The 15,519-nt window shown below is 74.3% G+C and carries 11 protein-coding genes; 3 read left to right on the forward strand and 8 right to left on the reverse strand.

Features of this window, described 5'->3' with window-relative positions; genetic code table 11:
* Nucleotides 1-33 precede the first annotated feature (33 nt).
* Nucleotides 34-1,248, forward strand: coding sequence for a trans-sulfuration enzyme family protein (locus ACZ60B_RS12810; RefSeq protein WP_469386041.1), 1,215 nt, complete (start codon nt 34-36; stop codon nt 1,246-1,248).
* Between the two features lie 215 nt (nt 1,249-1,463).
* Here the strand turns inward: ACZ60B_RS12810 and ACZ60B_RS12815 are convergent, their stop codons facing one another.
* From ACZ60B_RS12815 to ACZ60B_RS12835, 5 genes are all read right to left on the reverse strand, one after another.
* Nucleotides 1,464-2,909, reverse strand: a complete 1,446-nt coding sequence (locus ACZ60B_RS12815) for a GNAT family N-acetyltransferase (protein ID WP_469386043.1) — start codon at nt 2,907-2,909, stop codon at nt 1,464-1,466.
* 189 nt (nt 2,910-3,098) lie between these two features.
* Nucleotides 3,099-5,759, reverse strand: coding sequence for a DUF7824 domain-containing protein (locus ACZ60B_RS12820; protein ID WP_469386058.1), 2,661 nt, complete (start codon nt 5,757-5,759; stop codon nt 3,099-3,101).
* Nucleotides 5,756-7,168, reverse strand: coding sequence for an SWIM zinc finger family protein (locus tag ACZ60B_RS12825; RefSeq protein ID WP_469386061.1), 1,413 nt, complete (start codon nt 7,166-7,168; stop codon nt 5,756-5,758). Before ACZ60B_RS12825 ends, ACZ60B_RS12820 begins: the two co-directional genes overlap by 4 nt.
* Nucleotides 7,169-7,352: 184 nt before the next feature.
* Complete coding sequence (locus tag ACZ60B_RS12830) at nt 7,353-8,939, reverse strand: alkaline phosphatase D family protein (protein WP_469386063.1); 1,587 nt, start codon at nt 8,937-8,939, stop codon at nt 7,353-7,355.
* 253 nt (nt 8,940-9,192) lie between these two features.
* Nucleotides 9,193-10,023, reverse strand: coding sequence for an alpha/beta fold hydrolase (locus ACZ60B_RS12835; protein WP_469386065.1), 831 nt, complete (start codon nt 10,021-10,023; stop codon nt 9,193-9,195).
* 389 nt (nt 10,024-10,412) lie between these two features.
* Between ACZ60B_RS12835 and ACZ60B_RS12840 the strand changes: the two genes are divergently transcribed.
* Nucleotides 10,413-11,174, forward strand: a complete 762-nt coding sequence (locus ACZ60B_RS12840; protein WP_469386067.1) for a GntR family transcriptional regulator — start codon at nt 10,413-10,415, stop codon at nt 11,172-11,174.
* Nucleotides 11,175-11,386: 212 nt separating this feature from the next.
* On the opposite strand, the gene ACZ60B_RS12845 is transcribed toward ACZ60B_RS12840, so the two are convergent.
* From ACZ60B_RS12845 to ACZ60B_RS12855, 3 genes are all read right to left on the reverse strand, one after another.
* On the reverse strand, nt 11,387-12,544 hold the full coding sequence (locus ACZ60B_RS12845) for an ROK family transcriptional regulator (RefSeq protein WP_469386069.1): 1,158 nt from the start codon (nt 12,542-12,544) through the stop codon (nt 11,387-11,389).
* Between the two features lie 100 nt (nt 12,545-12,644).
* Nucleotides 12,645-13,307 (reverse strand): response regulator transcription factor, encoded by a 663-nt coding sequence (locus tag ACZ60B_RS12850; RefSeq protein WP_469386070.1) that lies wholly within the window; start codon nt 13,305-13,307, stop codon nt 12,645-12,647.
* A 14-nt stretch (nt 13,308-13,321) separates the two neighbouring features.
* Entirely contained in the window at nt 13,322-14,491 is a 1,170-nt protein-coding gene (locus ACZ60B_RS12855; protein WP_469386071.1) for a sensor histidine kinase, read from the reverse strand.
* A gap of 107 nt (nt 14,492-14,598) precedes the next feature.
* On the opposite strand from ACZ60B_RS12855, the gene ACZ60B_RS12860 reads away from it, so the two are divergent.
* Nucleotides 14,599-15,519, forward strand: coding sequence for an ATP-binding cassette domain-containing protein (locus tag ACZ60B_RS12860; protein WP_469386076.1), 921 nt, complete (start codon nt 14,599-14,601; stop codon nt 15,517-15,519).

A 15,519-nucleotide genomic window follows, 5' to 3' on the forward strand; every position in this document is an offset into this window, starting at 1 on the left:
CCATCGCCCCGGCCGCTGTTCACCCTTCCGTCCATGGACTCAGCGAGCACGTTCGCGCCGTACGACGACGTACGCATTCCTTCGAGAGCACTGGCCACCGAGGCCGTGCACGCGGGCCGGGACGACCTCGCCCGCCAGGGACTCCACGCCCCGCCCATCGACCTGTCCACCACCTACCCCTCCTACGACAGCCGGGGTGAGGCCGCCCGCATCGACGCGTTCGCGCAGACCGGCGCCGAGCCGGACGGACCGCCGGTCTACGCCCGGCTCGGCAATCCCACGGTCGCCCGCTTCGAGACGGCCCTGGCACGCCTGGAGGGCACCGAGAGCGCGGTCGCGTTCGCCAGCGGCATGGCCGCGCTCAGCGCCGTGCTCCTGGTCCGCGGCTCGATGGGCCTGCGGCACGTGGTGGCCGTGCGCCCGCTGTACGGGTGCAGCGACCATCTGCTGACCGCCGGACTGCTCGGCTCGGAGGTGACCTGGACCGACCCGGCAGGCATCGCCGACGCCCTGCGCCCCGACACGGGCCTGGTCATGGTCGAGACCCCGGCGAACCCGACCCTCGCCGAGGTGGACCTGCGGGCCGTCGCCCACTCCTGTGGCTCGGTGCCGCTGCTCGCCGACAACACCTTCGCCACGCCCGTCCTGCAACGCCCGGCCGAGCAGGGCGCGCGGCTGGTGCTGCACAGCGCCACCAAGTACCTCGGCGGACACGGCGACGTGATGGCCGGCGTGGTGGCCTGCGACGAGGAGTTCGCCGGGCGGCTGCGCCAGGTGCGGTTCGCCACCGGCGGAGTGCTGCACCCGCTGGCCGGCTATCTGCTGCTGCGCGGCCTGTCGACGCTGCCGGTGCGGGTGCGGGCAGCGTCAGAGAACGCGGCCGAGCTCGCCCGCCGCCTCACCGCCGACCCGCGCGTCGCCCGCGTCCACTACCCGCGGATCGGCGGCGCGATGATCGCCTTCGAGGTCCACGGCGACCCGCACGAGGTGATCGCGGGCGTCCGGCTGATCACTCCGGCCGTGAGCCTCGGCAGTGTCGACACGCTCATCCAGCACCCCGCCTCCATCAGCCACCGGATCGTGGACGCGGCGGACCGGCACGGGGCCGGCGTGGGCGACCGGCTGCTGCGGCTCTCGGTGGGCCTGGAGGACGTCGAGGACCTCTGGGCCGACCTGGACGGGGCGCTGGGCGGGGCGGTCACGGCCGCCCCGACCGCGACGGCGGACCCACGGCCGTCGGCCGTCTGAACCGCGCGGCCCGGTCGGGGCGCCTGAACGGCGCGGGCCGAACCGGACGGCCTGGACCTGTGCGGTCCTAACCGGGCCGCCCGGACCTGTGCGGTCCGGAGCGGACCGCCGGGATCCGCACGGTCCGGACCGGACCGCCGGGGTTGCGTCGAACCGGTCCGGCGGAGTGCCCCTCCGCCGGGCCGGTTCGGCGGCACCCGGACGTGAGGGGGAGCTCAGTCGCGGACGATCCGTTCGCCGTGCCACTCCTGGTGCCACTCCTGGTGCCGCTCGTAGGGGCGCCGTGCGGCGGCCGTCGCCGTGTCCAGCCGGGCCGTGATCACCAGGGTGCCCTCCTCGATCTGGTAGTCGAGGGGCAGTCCCAGGCCGCGCATCGCGGCGACCATGCCGGTGTTGGAAGCCTGGGTCACGGCGTACACGCTCTCGCAGTGCGCCTCGGCGGCCATCGCGACCAGCCGGCCGAGGAGTTCGGCCCCGACACCGCGCCGCTGCCACTCGTCCTCGACGAGCAGCGCGACCTCCGTCTCGTCCCCGTCCCACAGCAGGTGGCCGAGACCGACGATGCGCCCGGACGCCGTCTGCACCGCGAGGGTCCGTCCGAAGCGCGGGCTGAGCAGGTGGTTCAGATAGCGGTCCGCGTCCTTGACCGGCCCGTGGTAGCGCATCGAGAGGGTGCGCGGCGAGCACCGCTCGTGCATGTCCTTCGCGGCCCTCAGGTCCGCGGTGTCGGCCCGGCGCACGCTGATGTCGTTGCCCTCGGGCAGCGTCAGTACGTCCCGGCCGACCGGAACGCGCGGGCCGAGCCGGGCGTCCAGTTCCACCAGGGCCCGCGCCCGCGCGAACTCGGTCGGGGTGAACGGCAGATACGGCCGCTCCACGGTGATCACTCCGCCTTCCGGCGCCCGCAGCCGCATCACGGTGTCCTCCAGCACTCCTTCGACGGGTACGACGTCCGCCCCGCGTCCCTGGCCGAGCGGCCGGGCGGGCAGCGACCGGATGGTGCACCGGCCCAGCAACTGACGCAGGGCCAGGGGGAGTTCGGCCGCGTCCAGGGCGGTGCGGGTGGCCAGTCCGAGCACCCGGGTGGGGGCGTCCACCAGGTCGTGCGCGTCGGCCCGTTCGATCCAGGTGGCGGTGCCGCCCGCCTGCGCCACCACGCGGGTGATCTCGGCCGCGGGCAGCTCGTCGGGGGCCCGCAGCAGGAACTCGTCGACCGTCCCCTCACCCAGCGGATGCGTCTGGAGGCTCAGGATGTCCACCCGCTGCCCGGCCAGCGCGGTGCACAGCGCCGCGAGTGATCCCGGCGCGTCCTTGACCGTCGTCCTCATGCGCCAGAGGGTGCTCGCCCCGCCCTGGGACGGAACGGTCGCGTGCGACGGGCCGAACGGCCCGGCCTGCTCGGCGGAGCGCGGCCGGGTCCCGGTATCGGTCTCCGGAGGTGCGTGACCGTGGCGGCGTGCCCACCAGACGTGGAAGCCCGCGGTGGCGGCGAGCGCCGCCGCCGAGATCACCAGCAGGGCCGGGCCGTCCGGGCCGTGCCCGATCAGGTTCGCCACGGCGTCCGCCACCGCCACGGCCGTGAAGACGCCGGCGAGTTCCACCACATCCCTGCGCCAGTGGTGCACGGGGCGACCGTGCTTCGCTCGCGTCACATCAGACATGTCTCGATTCATGCAGCCACTGTGAAGGACGTGTGTTGCGTGATCACGAACGCTTTGTGACTGAGTGGTAAAGACAGAATCTGTACCTTTTACTGCTTTTTTGGTTGCTACGTTGCGCCACCGGACCGCCCACCCATCGAACCAGTTCACCCCCGGTCGGCGCCCGGTGGCCCCGGCCCACCGACTACGTCAGGCGGCCACCCCCTCCGTCAGCGCACTGCGCAGTCGCCGGGCCTGGGTCACCAGACGGGAGGAGCCGCGCCGGGCCGCCGCCTGCGCCAGATGCGGCAGATCCCCGCGCGCACCGGACCGCTCGGCGCACTCCGAGGCCACCGTCAACAGCTCCCCGAGCCCACGTCCGGGCGCCCGGTCGGTCGGCAGATCGGCGAGCAGGGGCGGCAGTGCCCGGCCGAGCATGCCCCAGATGGTGGCGTTGGCCCCGGTGGCCGCCGCCGTCCGCAGCGAGTCGGCCAGCCGCTGAGGCTTCACGGCCGCAGAGCGCACCAGCTCCGCGAGGTCCGCGCCCAGCCTGGCCGGGTCCAGTTCGCCACGGGCCGCCAGCACCAGCAGCGCGTCCACGGCGGCGAGCCGGTCCTCCGGGTGGCGGGCGCCGAGCCCGTAGGCCAGGCACAGGTGCACGGCCTCGCCCGCCTCCCCGCCCGACTCCGCGAGCAGCGGCAGGAAGCCGGCGCCGTGCGTGTCGTCCACCGCGACCCGGGACAGGTCCAGCAGTACCCGCACCGCCACCAGCTCGCGCCGCTCCGGGAGCAGCGCCAGCCAGTGCGGGCGCAGCTCGTCGCTCCAGTGCAGGCAGTACCGCCGTCCGTCGAAGACGCCCACCGGGCGGCCCAGGTGCGCGAACTCCGCCGGGAAGTCATCCTGCAACTCGAGGAGTTCCGCGGACTCGATCAGGACCCGGGGACCCGAGGTGCGTCTGCGCCGCGACGGCAGCGAGGGCGCCTCGGAGACGAGCCAGGCGGCGAGCCGTGTTCCCTCGGGGGTGCCGAGCGCCGCCGCCCGGTCGGCGGCCGCCGCGGCCGCCGACCGGTCCGTGCGACGCACCCGCAGCAGCGCCTGCGCGAAGTCGGCCGCTGCGGGCCTGGCCCCCAGCCGCCGGTAGGCGTCGAGGCGCTCCACCAGCTCGTCCGGCTCCAGCAGGCCGGTGCTCCAGGTGGGCGTCGAGAGCAGGAACGGCAGCGGATCGGTCCGTATCCGGTACGCCACCTCCCACACCCGGGCCTCGAAGGCGCGGGCGAGCGCGCTGTGCGGACAACGCCGCTCCCTCGCGCCCTGCACGACGGCCCGATGCAGCTGGGCGGTCGTGCACTGTCCCGCCAGCGTCGCCAGAACGAGGTCGAGGGCGTCCTCGGCGTCCTGGATGGCGTGGAAGGACGCCCCGTAGTGATGCTCGGCCGGCTGGTGGTACTCGCGATCGGGGTGGGCGTCGCTCCACCACCGGCGTGCCGTCACCGGGGCGAGCGCCTCCAGCAGGCCCTCGCGGTCGCTGTACACGTGCCGTACCAGGCCGTCGAGGGCCCGCTCGAACGCGGCGACGTCCCCGGACGACGCCAGCACGGCGCCCAGCTCCTCGGCGAGTTCGAGGGCCGAACCGGGAGCAGGGGCGAGCCGGAGCGGCACGGGCACCGGCGGCAGGACTTCCGGGCTCGCCGCGGCATCCTCGGCTCCGGGCGTGGCGCCCAGCGACCGCACCGCCCGGGTGCGCAGCATCGGGATCAATCCCGCCGCCGCGTCGGCGACTTCGGCGCGCACCTCGACCGAGGTGACCTTCCCCAGGTGCCGCTCCGCGAGCTTGAGCGCCCGCTCCTGCACATCCGGGTCGTCGTACCCGAAGGCCTGCGCCACCACGGGCAGCAGCTCGTCGGCCGCCGCGTCCCGGGCGAGTATCTTCCCGAGCAGCACCAACTGCGCCCGTACGAGCTTCTTCTCGGTACGGAAGAGCACGGCGGCCGACATCTCCGACAGCCGACGGGTGGTCAGCTCGCCGTCGACGGCCAGCGCGCCCAGCACCGACTGGGCGTGCGCGGCCACCACGGAGACCGCGTCCGAGGCCAGCGCCAGCCAGTCGGCCGTCCGCTCCCGCTGTTCGTCGCGGGTGAGCGCCAGGGTCTTGAGCAACCGCAGGAACACCCGGTGGTCTGCGGCGGTACCGCCGCGCAGGAGCCGGGCCACGCACGCGTCGACGGTCGCCGTCCGGTCGAGGGCGCCCTCGACGGTCAGCCGGGCGATCGCGTCGGTCCAGCTGTTGGGCCCCTCCGCGGCCCCCCACTGCAGGCGGCTGCCGATGTCGTCCGTCTCGAACAGCGCCGCCACCAGCCGCACCAGGTGCGGATCCCGGCGCAACTGCTCCAGCACCGTGGCCCCGCGGTACCAGGTGGAGCCGATGCGTTCCACCCAGCCCCGTACATAGGCGTCGGTGGTCGGGACCGGGTGGCCCGAGAGCCGGACCAGTCCCGCCATCAGCTCGTGCGGCACACGCGAGGCAGCCGGGCGCTCGGCCAGCCGGCGGGTCACCTCTGCGAGCCAGGCGGGGTCACGGTCGCCCAGGACGTGCAGCAGCAGGTCCGACCTGGACGACGACGACCACTGGAGGTCGGCGGCCGCGATCCAGCTCGCCACTCCCGCCGCCCCGGTCTGACAGGCGGCGCCGGCCAGATGCAGGGCGGGGTAGGCGCGTACCGCGTCCGCCTCCCAGCGACGTGGCCGCAGCTCCTTGCGGAGCTGCTTCAACGCGGGGAAGGCCGCCCGCCGCTCGGCGTCCGTCATCCCGTCCAGCAGCCGGACCACCTCGGCCGTCCGGCCCGTCCGCACCACGTCCGTCAGTCCACTCATCGCGCACCCCCGTCGATTCCGGTCCCGATCAGTTCCACCGCGGCGCCCCGTCGCGCCATCCGCACCGCGAGCGCGTGCTTGCACGGCCCGCGCCCGCCCCGGTACTTGGCCCACCACAGACAACTGCAGGTCAGCACCCCCGCCTCGTCCCGCACCCGGTGTATGTGTCCGTCCTCGGCCGTCACCGTCCCGGTCGCGCCGTCCAGGGCGACCGCGCCCGCCGCCACCAGGGCCCGGGCGGAACGCAGCCTGGGGTTGTGGCGCTCCACCCGCCCCGCGTCGTAGGGCAGTTCACGGTGGAAGTAGGCCGCCTCCGCCGTGTCGTACCCCACTCGGCCGGAGGTGCCCAGCCGGACCAGCGCCGCCCGGACCCGCTCCACCGTCAGGCCCGAGGCCGCGGCGAGGTCGGCGACGTCGATGCGGGGCTCCCAGGCCAGCAGCACCGACAGCAGTTCGGCGTCCGCCGCCGCCTCGTCCGCGGCCAGGGCCTCCAGGACCCCGCCCTCGCCGGAGAAGCCGCGCGAGGCGTCCGGCGACAGCGTCAGGGTCAGCCGCATGCCCGGCAGGACCGCCTCCCAGGCGCTCGCCGTCGCGGCGGCGGAGCCGGCCGGGGCGACCGCGGGCCCGTACACCCGCAGGGCCGTCGCGTGCCGCAGCACCCGCTGGAGCGCGACCAGTCGCTCCGGGCCGGGCAGACACACCGCGCCGGACACCGCCCGGGTCGTCGGCCGCAGCCCGCGGCCCGCGGGCACCACCCACAGCGGGCCGCCCGAGCCGCCGCGGCCCGAGCCCCGGGGCAGCGCGCGCAGGAACCGCACCGCCTCGGCGGCGGGCAGTTCGGCCCGCAGATCGAATCCGGCCGCCACCACCTGGGCCTCGGCGAAGCCGCGCAGCCAGCGGTCGGGCAGCGGCACCTTCTTCTCCACGACCGGGCCGTCCAGTGTGGTCACGGCGAGTTCCTCGGGGCCGACCCGCAGGTGCAGCGGGTCGTCCCCGCCCAGCCGGGACAGGGCCTCCCGCAGCGGGTTGTTGACGTCCACGTTCGTCGTGCCGTGTCCCACCGCGCCGCCGTCCAGACCGCCTTCGAGGACGTCCAGCCGCGCGTACACCCCGCCGCAGCCGGAGAAGGACTCGAAGCGCAGCCGGTCGCCGTTGCCCGTCACCACCGGGTCCAGCGACGCGGGCAGCTGCCGCTGGTAGTAGCGTGTGGCCGCCACGTCCGCCACCGCCAGCAAACCCGCCGCGGCGACCTGCGGAGCCGTCAGGAACCCGGCGAAGAAGCGCGGATGGGCCTCGGCTCCCACGGGGGTCAGGCCCGCGGACGTCTCCAGCGCCAGGCGTCCTCCGCCCGCGGCGGATTCCAGCACGGAGGGTCGTCGATAGGCCACGGCCTGCAAAGATCGCGTCATGGGAAAACCGTAGAGGCGACCACTGACAATCGGTCTGACCTGCGAAAACGCTGTCCTGCGGGGCCTGTTGAGGCACATGGTGACGCCACCTGCCGCAACAGGCCCCGGCCCGGCGCGCAGCACGCGCTCGGCGGCGGACCGTACGCAGGACGCGTACCGCCCGCCGCCGCCGGGAGGCCCGGAGCTACTGTCCGACCCGCCCCGGCCGGAGGACCTGGGTGAACAGCACGGTGCCGTCCTGCTCGCGCAGCCGTACCGTCAGCTCCCCGCTGCCGCCGTCGATGTCGACCTCGCCGAAGAACTGGTAGCCGCCCGCGGGCGAGACGTTGGACGCCGTCGGCGCCTTCACGAACACCCGCTCGGGCCCGAAGGTGCCGTCCAGCGCGCTGGCCGGGAAGGCGCCCGCGTTCAGCGGGCCCGAGACGAACTCCCAGAACGGCTCGAAGTCGGTGAACGCCGCCCGCGACGGCTGGTAGTGCTGGGCCGAGGTGTGGTGCACGTCGGCCGTCAGCCACACGGTGCCGGTGATCCGCCGGTGCTTGACGTACCGCAGCAGCTCGGCGATCTGGAGCTCACGGCCGAGCGGCGCGCCCGGGTCGCCCTGCGCCACCGCCTCGAAGTTCGCCCTGCCCTCGGTGGCGTCCGGCACGACCAGGCCGATCGGCATGTCGGCGGCGATGACCTTCCACACCGCACGCGAACGCGACAGCTCCCGCTTGAGCCATTCCAGCTGCTCGCGGCCGAGGATGCCCTGCGGGTCCACGGTCTGGTCGTCCGGCGAGTTGGCGTTGCGGTAGGTCCGCATGTCCAGCACGAACACGTCGAGCAGCGGCCCGTGGCGCACGACCCGGTGGACCCGGCCCTGCGCCGCGCCCGGCCGCAGCGTCGAGACCGGGAAGTACTCACCGAACGCCCGCCGGGCGCGGGCCGCCAGGGCGTCGACGCTCTTCTCGGTGTAGCGGGTGTCGGAGTCCGCGATCACCTCGCCCGGGTACCAGTTGTTGCGCACCTCGTGGTCGTCCCACTGGATGATCGACGGCACCTGGGCGTTGAACCGCCGCAGGTTCTCGTCGAGGAGGTTGTAGCGGAAGTTGCCGCGGAACTCGGCCAGGGTCTCGGCGACCTTGGACTTCTCCTCGGTGGTGACGTTGCGCCAGGTGCTGCCGTCGGGCAGCGCCTGGGTCGCCGCGATCGGGCCGTCGGCGTAGACGTTGTCGCCGCTGCACAGGAAGAAGTCCGGATCGAGCGCGGCCATGGCGTCGTAGATCCGGTAGCCGCCGAGGTCGGGGTTGATGCCCCAGCCCTGTCCCGCCAGGTCACCGGACCACAGGAAGCGCACCCCGTGCCGCCGGCCGGCCGGCACGGTGCGGAAGGTGCCGGTGACGGGTTCGCCGGTGCGGCGCGGATCGTCCGGGTCGGCGAGCAGCACCCGGTAGTGGATCTGTTCGCCCGCGGGCAGCCCGTGCAGCCGGGTGGTGCCGGTGAAGTCGGTGTCCGGGCCCAGCAGCGGACCGTGCCAGGTGTGCGGGTTGCGGAACGACTCCGTGGCGGACGTCTGGACGGTCATCCGGGCCGGGCGGTCGGAACGCACCCACACCAGCCCCGAGTCGGACGTCACGTCGCCGCTCTGCACGCCCCAGTCCGCCCGGGGGCGCCCGGACCGGGCGAACGCCGGCGCGGCCCCGAGGCCGAGGGGGACGGTCAGGGCCGCCGACGCGGCCAGCGAGCCGCGCAGCACGCTGCGACGGCCGGGGAACGGACGGTGTGACATGGATGCGCCTCCAGTGACGGGAACCGGCCGGTGTGCTGTGCCACCCCACACCTACTGGTACGCCGCAGCGCACACGCAAACCACGGGTGAACAACGGGCCGCGCCGCCGGGACGCGCGAACCGGCCGCCGAAGCGGCCCGGTTCACCCGTTGCTCGTCGGCACCGGCACCTGCGGTGCGGCCCAGGCCGTGGGCGGCGTCCTCGCGGGTGCCGGGGTCGCCCTGGGCTCGGCCGTCGGCCGCACGCGCGCGGGTCAGCGGCTTCCGTCGAGGATGACCCGGGCGACCAGGGCCGGGTCGTCGCTCATCGGGCAGTGCCCGCAGCCGGGCAGCCGCACCAGCCGGGCCCGGGGGATGATCTGCTTGGCGCGCACCCCCTGGCGGCGCACGAGCAGCAGGTCCCTGGTGCCCCAGGCCACCGTGACCGGGATCCCGGGGATGTCGTCGGTGAACCGGATGTCCGTTCCGGCCCGCAGGGTCGCGTCGAAGCCCGTGGCGTGCGCCAGGGCGAGCGTCTCGGCGATCACGGCGTCGGGTGAACGGCGCGCGGGACGGGCGTAGATCGTGCTCGTCAGCGCCGTACGGCCGGCCGCCGTGCGCGCCAGGCGCTCGACCAGCGGCAGCGGCATCCGGCGGGCGATGCGCCGCATCGCGACCAGGACGCCGAAGGCGTAGCGCCGTTCGGCCTGCGACCAGAACCCGGCGGGGGACAGGGCCGTGACGGACCGTACGAGCTTCTCGCGCCCCAGGTCGAGGGCGAGCAGGCCGCCCAGGGAGTTGCCCGCCACATGGGGCCGGTCCAGCTCCAGCGCCTCGCAGAAGGCGCCGAACACGGCGCTCGTGGTGGGCAGGTCGTAGGAGAGGCCGTCCGGAAGGCCCGGGGACGCGCCGAAGCCGGGCAGATCCACGGCGATCACGTCCCGCTCGGTGGCGAGGATGTCCACCACGGGGTCCCAGGCCTGCCGGTGGTGCCCTATTCCGTGCAGCAGGAGCAGTGGTTCGCCGCGGCCCACGCGCGCGTAGGAGACGGTCACGTTCTGCGGGCCCCGGGGGGACGGGACCGGGAAGGAGACGGTGGCGGACATGGGAGTGCTCCTCGGATGGGCTCGCTGACGGACGCCGTAGACAGCTTGTCAGCAATTACTACCGACGGGTAGCCCCACGTCGCCGGGCGTGTTCCGGGCTGCCGGCACCTCAGCGGGCCCCGCGCGCCTCGGCGTTGGTCTCCGGACGCCCGGCCTCCGGAACGGGGCCGGTCCCCTGACCCGGGGGTTTCGCCGGGATGTCAGGTATGCGGCCCTGTACGAACGCCTCGTGAACGCTCCACGGCGATCGGCCCATATCGGGCCGGAAGGATCGAGGATTGGTATTGACCAAGGGTGGAGCCCCCCTTATCGTCGCAGAGAAGTGAAACAACCTTTAATAAACAAGGGCGCTTAAACGCCGCCGGACCACGGCGATTGCGGAGGACACGGTGGGGACCACGCAGCTGGAATCGGTACCGGAACCGAAGTACTGGCACCTCAGGACCGTGCTCAGCGAGGCACTGGACTCCGAGTTCGCCGTGGGCGAGATCCTGCCCAACGAGCGAGACCTCGCCGCCCGCTTCGGCGTCGCCCGAGCCACCCTCCGCCAGGCCCTGGAGCAGTTGGAGCTGGAGGGCCGGCTCCAGCGCCGTCGCGGCGTCGGCACGACCGTCGCCCCGCCCCGGGTCGGCGTGGCCGTCGGCACCGAACAGCACGCCTGGCCGGGATCGGCCGAGGACGCCTGGCAGCCCGTCGACTCCACCCTGGCCGTGCCGCCCGCGGCCGTCGCCGGGATCCTGCGCACCGGTGCGGACGAATCCGTGCACACGGTACGCCGGTCCCGGACGAGCCACGGTCAGCCCGTCGCCGCCGAACTCCTCTACATCCCGCCGTCCTCGGTCCCCGATCTGTCCGCCATAGACACCCCGTCGGCCACGGCACGCGCCCGTGCCGTGCTGCGCGAGGTGCAGCGGCTGGGGCTGGAGGGCCGGGAGAACTCCGTCGAGCTCGGCTCCGCCCGCGCCGACGAGGCGAAGGAACTGGACCGGCTGCCCGGCGCCCCCGTCCTCGTCGTCACCACCCGCTTCCTCAGCGGCGGCGGTGTCGCCGCGCTCTCCGTGGCCACCTACCGCGCGGACACCTGCCGGCTCACCTTCGGCGCCTCGGGCGGCGTGGAGATCCACCACGGACCGGAGCGGCGCGCCTCCTGACCGACGTCCCGCCCGCGCCCCGGAACTCCACCGGGGCGCGCGGCGTTCTCCATGACGACACCCCGCGACGAACCGTCAACTCGCCCGTCCGCGTCCGTCCGCCGCGATCGACGTCCGTGCGCCGCCCGCCGTGGCTCCCGTCCGCCGGGCGGCCGGCCACGAGACGACCACGGGGCGGCCCGCGCCCGGCCCGTGCCCGGCGGACGGTCGGGTCAGTGCCGCGCGGTCGCCGTGCCCTCCACCGCGAACAACTGCTTCTCCACATGGTCCAGGGCCAGCCGCAGCGCCCCCGTCGCCACGGCCGCTTCGCCGAGCAGGGACAGGGTCACCTTCGGCGGCCGCAGACAGTAGCGGGCCAGCTCGCGCCGCAGCGGCTCCAGCACCCCGTCCAGACCGGCTGCCCAGCCCCCGATGACCACCAGTTCCGGGTCGAGCGCGAGAGCGAGCGCCGCGACGTCGTGGACGAGCCGCTGTATGAAACGGTCGACGGCCGCCAGCGCCCGCTGGTCGCCCTGGCGCGCCTGCGCGAAGACCTGCGCGACCGCCTGCTCGTCCAGCGGGTGCAGCGGCTCGTCCGTGGTCGACAGCAGCGTCTCCGGAGTGACCTCCCGGCCCAGCAGATGCAGCGCCCCGATCTCGCCGGCCGCCCCGCCGAACCCGCGGTGCAGCCGCCCGCCGATCAGCGAACCGGCCCCCGGGCTCAGCCCGGCCAGCACGAACACGATGTCGTCCGACTCCCTGGCGGAGCCCTTCCAGTGCTCGGCGACGGCCGCCGCGTTCGCGTCGTTCTCGACCAGCACCGGGCACTTGAAGGAACGGCTCAGCCGTTCGCCGAGACGCAGCCCGGTCCACTCGGGCAGCGCGGTGCCCAGCCGTACGGTGCCGTCCGCCTCGACGATCCCGGGCGTCGCCACTCCCACCGCGCGCAGCGAGTTCCGGGGCACCCCGGCCCGCCGCAGCAGCTCGGCGACCGCCGTGCGCAGCCGCTCCAGGCGGTCGTCGGCGGGGGCCGTCTCCTCGACGTCCTTGGCCTGGGCCCCTATGATCCGGCCGTCCAGGTCGGCCAGGAGCGCGGCGACCCGGTGCGGGCCGATCTCCAGCCCCAGCAGATGACCGGCCTCCGCACGGAACCTGAACCGGCGCGCGGGCCGCCCCTGGCGCCGCGTCGCGCCCTCCTCGGCGGCCGTCTCGACGACCAGCCCGCCCACGATGAGGTCCTCGACGACGCCCTCGACCGTGGGCCGGGACAGCCCCGTCACCCGGGTGATCTCGGTCAGCGTCGCGCAGTCCGTGGCACGCAGCGCGTGCAGCACCACCGCGGAGTTGATCCTCCGCAGCAGCGAGGGATCCCCGCCGGTCAGCCGCCCCAACGTCCGTCCTCCCAGCTCGTGCGCGTGTTGGCCGGATCGTACTCGGCGCGGAGGGGCCCGGCGAGCTCCGGGCACCCGGGTCCGCCCCGGGCGTACCGTTTCAGCTCGGTGTCACGAACCCCGACTCGTACGCCGTGATCACCGCCTGTGTGCGGTCCCGTGCCCCCAGCTTGGCCAGTACGGCGCTGACGTGCGACTTCACCGTCTCGGTACCGACCGTCAGCCGGGCTGCTATCTCCCCGTTGGACAGGCCCCGGGTCATGAGGCGCAGCACCTCCGCCTCCCGCTCCGTCAGCCGGGCCCGCTCCAGTACCGCCCGGGCCTGCACGTTCCCGGTCCGGCCGCCGTACTCGGCGGCCAACTGCCGCACCGAGGCCGGGAAGAGCAGCGAGCCGCCCTCGGCGACCAGCCGTACCGCGTGCACGATCTCGGCCGGCCGGGCCCGCTTGAGCAGAAAGCCGTCGGCGCCCGCGCGCAGCGCGTCGTACACGTACTCGTCGTTCTCGAACGTGGTCACCACGATGATCTTCGGTGGGTCGTCGACCGTCCGCAGCACCGCGCGGGTGGCCTCGATCCCGTCCATCAGGGGCATGCGTACGTCCATGGCGACGACGTCGGGCCGCAACCGCCGCACCAGCGGGATCACCGCCGCGCCGTCCGCCGCCTCGCCGACCACCGTGATGTCGGGCTGTGACTCCAACACGGCCCGCAGACCGGCGCGTACGAGGGGTTCGTCGTCGACGAGGAGAACGGTGAGCGGCATCCGGCCAGCGTAGATCAGCGCAGCGGCAGTTCCGCGTGCACCTGCCAGTCGCCATCCTCGGGACCCGTTCGCGCCCGGCCGCCGAGCAACGCGGCCCGCTCGTGCATCCCGCGCAGGCCGCTGCCCCGGCCGGCCTCCGTGGCACCCGCCGGAAGCGGATTGCGCACCTCCAGCGCGAGTGCGCCGTCGGCGACCTCGACACGCACCCGGACGGGTACGGCTCCCGCGTGCCGCAGCACGTTCGTCAGGGCCTCCTGGAGGATGCGGTAACCCTCCCGGGAGACGGGTCCGGGCAGCGTGTCGAGAGGTCCGGCGAGTTCGGCGTCGACCTTGGCCCCGGAAGCGCGCGCGGAGTCGAGCAGCCGGTCGGCGTCGGTCAGCGTCGGCCGGCTGCCGACGGGCCGCCCCGACTCGCGCAGGACGCCGAGGACCCGCTCCAGGTCTTCGAGGGCGGCCCGCCCGGTGTCCTCGATGGCGCCGAGCGCCCGCTCGGTGAACGCCGGGTCCCCCGCGGCACGCGCGGCGCCCGCCTGGACCACCGCCACGGTCAGCGCGTGACCTATGGAGTCGTGCAACTCCCGCGCGATCCGGTTGCGTTCGAGGAGTTGCTCGGTGCGCTCCTCCAGGGCGGCGAGACGTTCGGCGGGGGAGGGGCCCAGCAGCCGGGGTGCCAGCGCGGTGATCATCCGGCCCGGGACGACCACGGCCACCCCCAACGCGGCCAGCACCGGCGGCACCAGCAGGACGTGCCAGCGGTGATGGCCCTCGAGGAAGAACAGCCACCCCTCCCCGGCGTTCCGGCCGAAGGCCGACCGCACCAGGTCCACCACGGTGAGGAGGAGCCGGACGACCGACATGGCGGTCACACAGCCCAGCAGCAGCCGCACCTCCAGCCACACCACGAGCCGCCCCCGGTCGCCCCAGGCGGCGGACGGCGCGACGACGATGCCGGTGCTCCCGCTGTCGTGCCCGTGACCGGTCAGCAGCAGTCTGGCCTGGAGCCCCTCCACGGTGCGCATCGCGGGTACCAGCCCGGCGGGGACGAGGAGCACGGCCGCGAACACCCAGGTCCACCACGCCTCCTCGACGAACAGCCACATGCTCGGCCACACGATCGCGATGAACAGATGCAGCAGCCGTGTGTACGTCACCGCCCGTCCGAACGGGCGCAGCAGTCGGACCATTGCGACATCGTGCCAGCCCCCACCGACAACGGACCTCCCCCGGGCGGGGGAGACGTCCTCCACCCGCGGGGGAGGACCCGACGCCGTGGAACGGCAAGGCTGTCGCCATGACCAGCATCGACGTACAGGACCTCACCAAGGAGTTCGGGGACCGGCGCGCCGTGGACCGTCTCACCTTCCGCGTGCTGCCCGGCCGGGTCACCGGCTTCCTCGGACCCAACGGAGCGGGCAAGTCCACCACCATGCGGCTCGCGCTCGGCCTCGACCGGCCGACCTCCGGAACCGCCACGATCGGCGGCCGTCCCTATGCCACGCTCACCGACCCCCTGCGCCGGGTGGGCGCGCTGCTCGACGCCGGGGCCGCGCACGGGTCCCGCACCGGCCGCGACCATCTGCGGATCCTGGCCGCGAGCAACCGCATCCCCGGCCGCCGGGTCGGCGAGGTGCTGGAGGAGACCGGCCTCGCGGCGGTGGCGCGCCGCCGGGTGCGGACGTACTCCCTGGGCATGCGCCAGCGGCTGGGCATCGCCGCGGCCCTGCTCGGGGACCCCGCGGTGGTGATGCTCGACGAGCCCTCCAACGGGCTCGATCCCGAAGGCATCATCTGGATCCGCGCGTTGCTGCGCCGGCTCGCCGCCGAGGGCCGCACGGTCCTGGTCTCCAGCCACCTCATGAACGAGACCGCGTCCTTCGCCGACCACCTCGTGGTCCTGGGCCGGGGACGCCTCCTGGCCGACACCCCCACGCGGGAGTTCATCCACGCGCGGGTGCGGCCCCGGGTGCGGATCCGCACGACGGACCCCGCGGCACTCGAGAGGGCCCTCGCCCCGCACGGCCACCGGGTCGTCGGGCACGCCGACGGGCACTGGACCGTGGAGCACGCGCGCGTGGACGACGTCGGCCGGCTGGCGTCCGCCGCGGGCGTCCCGCTCCTCGAACTGACGGCCGAAGAGGGCACCTTGGAGCAGGCCTACCTCGATCTGACGTCCGCAGAGACCGAGTTCACCGCTCAGCCGCAGGAGGCCTGA

The sequence above is a fragment of the Streptomyces sp. NPDC104096 genome (genome assembly GCF_055584385.1).

Coding starts and splice junctions, on each gene's coding strand:
- ACZ60B_RS12810 (WP_469386041.1), top strand. CDS start 34: ATGGACTCAGCGAGCACGTTCGCGCCGTACGACGACGTACGCATTCCT.
- ACZ60B_RS12815 (WP_469386043.1), bottom strand. CDS start 2,909: ATGTCTGATGTGACGCGAGCGAAGCACGGTCGCCCCGTGCACCACTGG.
- ACZ60B_RS12820 (WP_469386058.1), bottom strand. CDS start 5,759: ATGAGTGGACTGACGGACGTGGTGCGGACGGGCCGGACGGCCGAGGTG.
- ACZ60B_RS12825 (WP_469386061.1), bottom strand. CDS start 7,168: ATGACGCGATCTTTGCAGGCCGTGGCCTATCGACGACCCTCCGTGCTG.
- ACZ60B_RS12830 (WP_469386063.1), bottom strand. CDS start 8,939: ATGTCACACCGTCCGTTCCCCGGCCGTCGCAGCGTGCTGCGCGGCTCG.
- ACZ60B_RS12835 (WP_469386065.1), bottom strand. CDS start 10,023: ATGTCCGCCACCGTCTCCTTCCCGGTCCCGTCCCCCCGGGGCCCGCAG.
- ACZ60B_RS12850 (WP_469386070.1), bottom strand. CDS start 13,307: ATGCCGCTCACCGTTCTCCTCGTCGACGACGAACCCCTCGTACGCGCC.
- ACZ60B_RS12855 (WP_469386071.1), bottom strand. CDS start 14,491: ATGGTCCGACTGCTGCGCCCGTTCGGACGGGCGGTGACGTACACACGG.
- ACZ60B_RS12860 (WP_469386076.1), top strand. CDS start 14,599: ATGACCAGCATCGACGTACAGGACCTCACCAAGGAGTTCGGGGACCGG.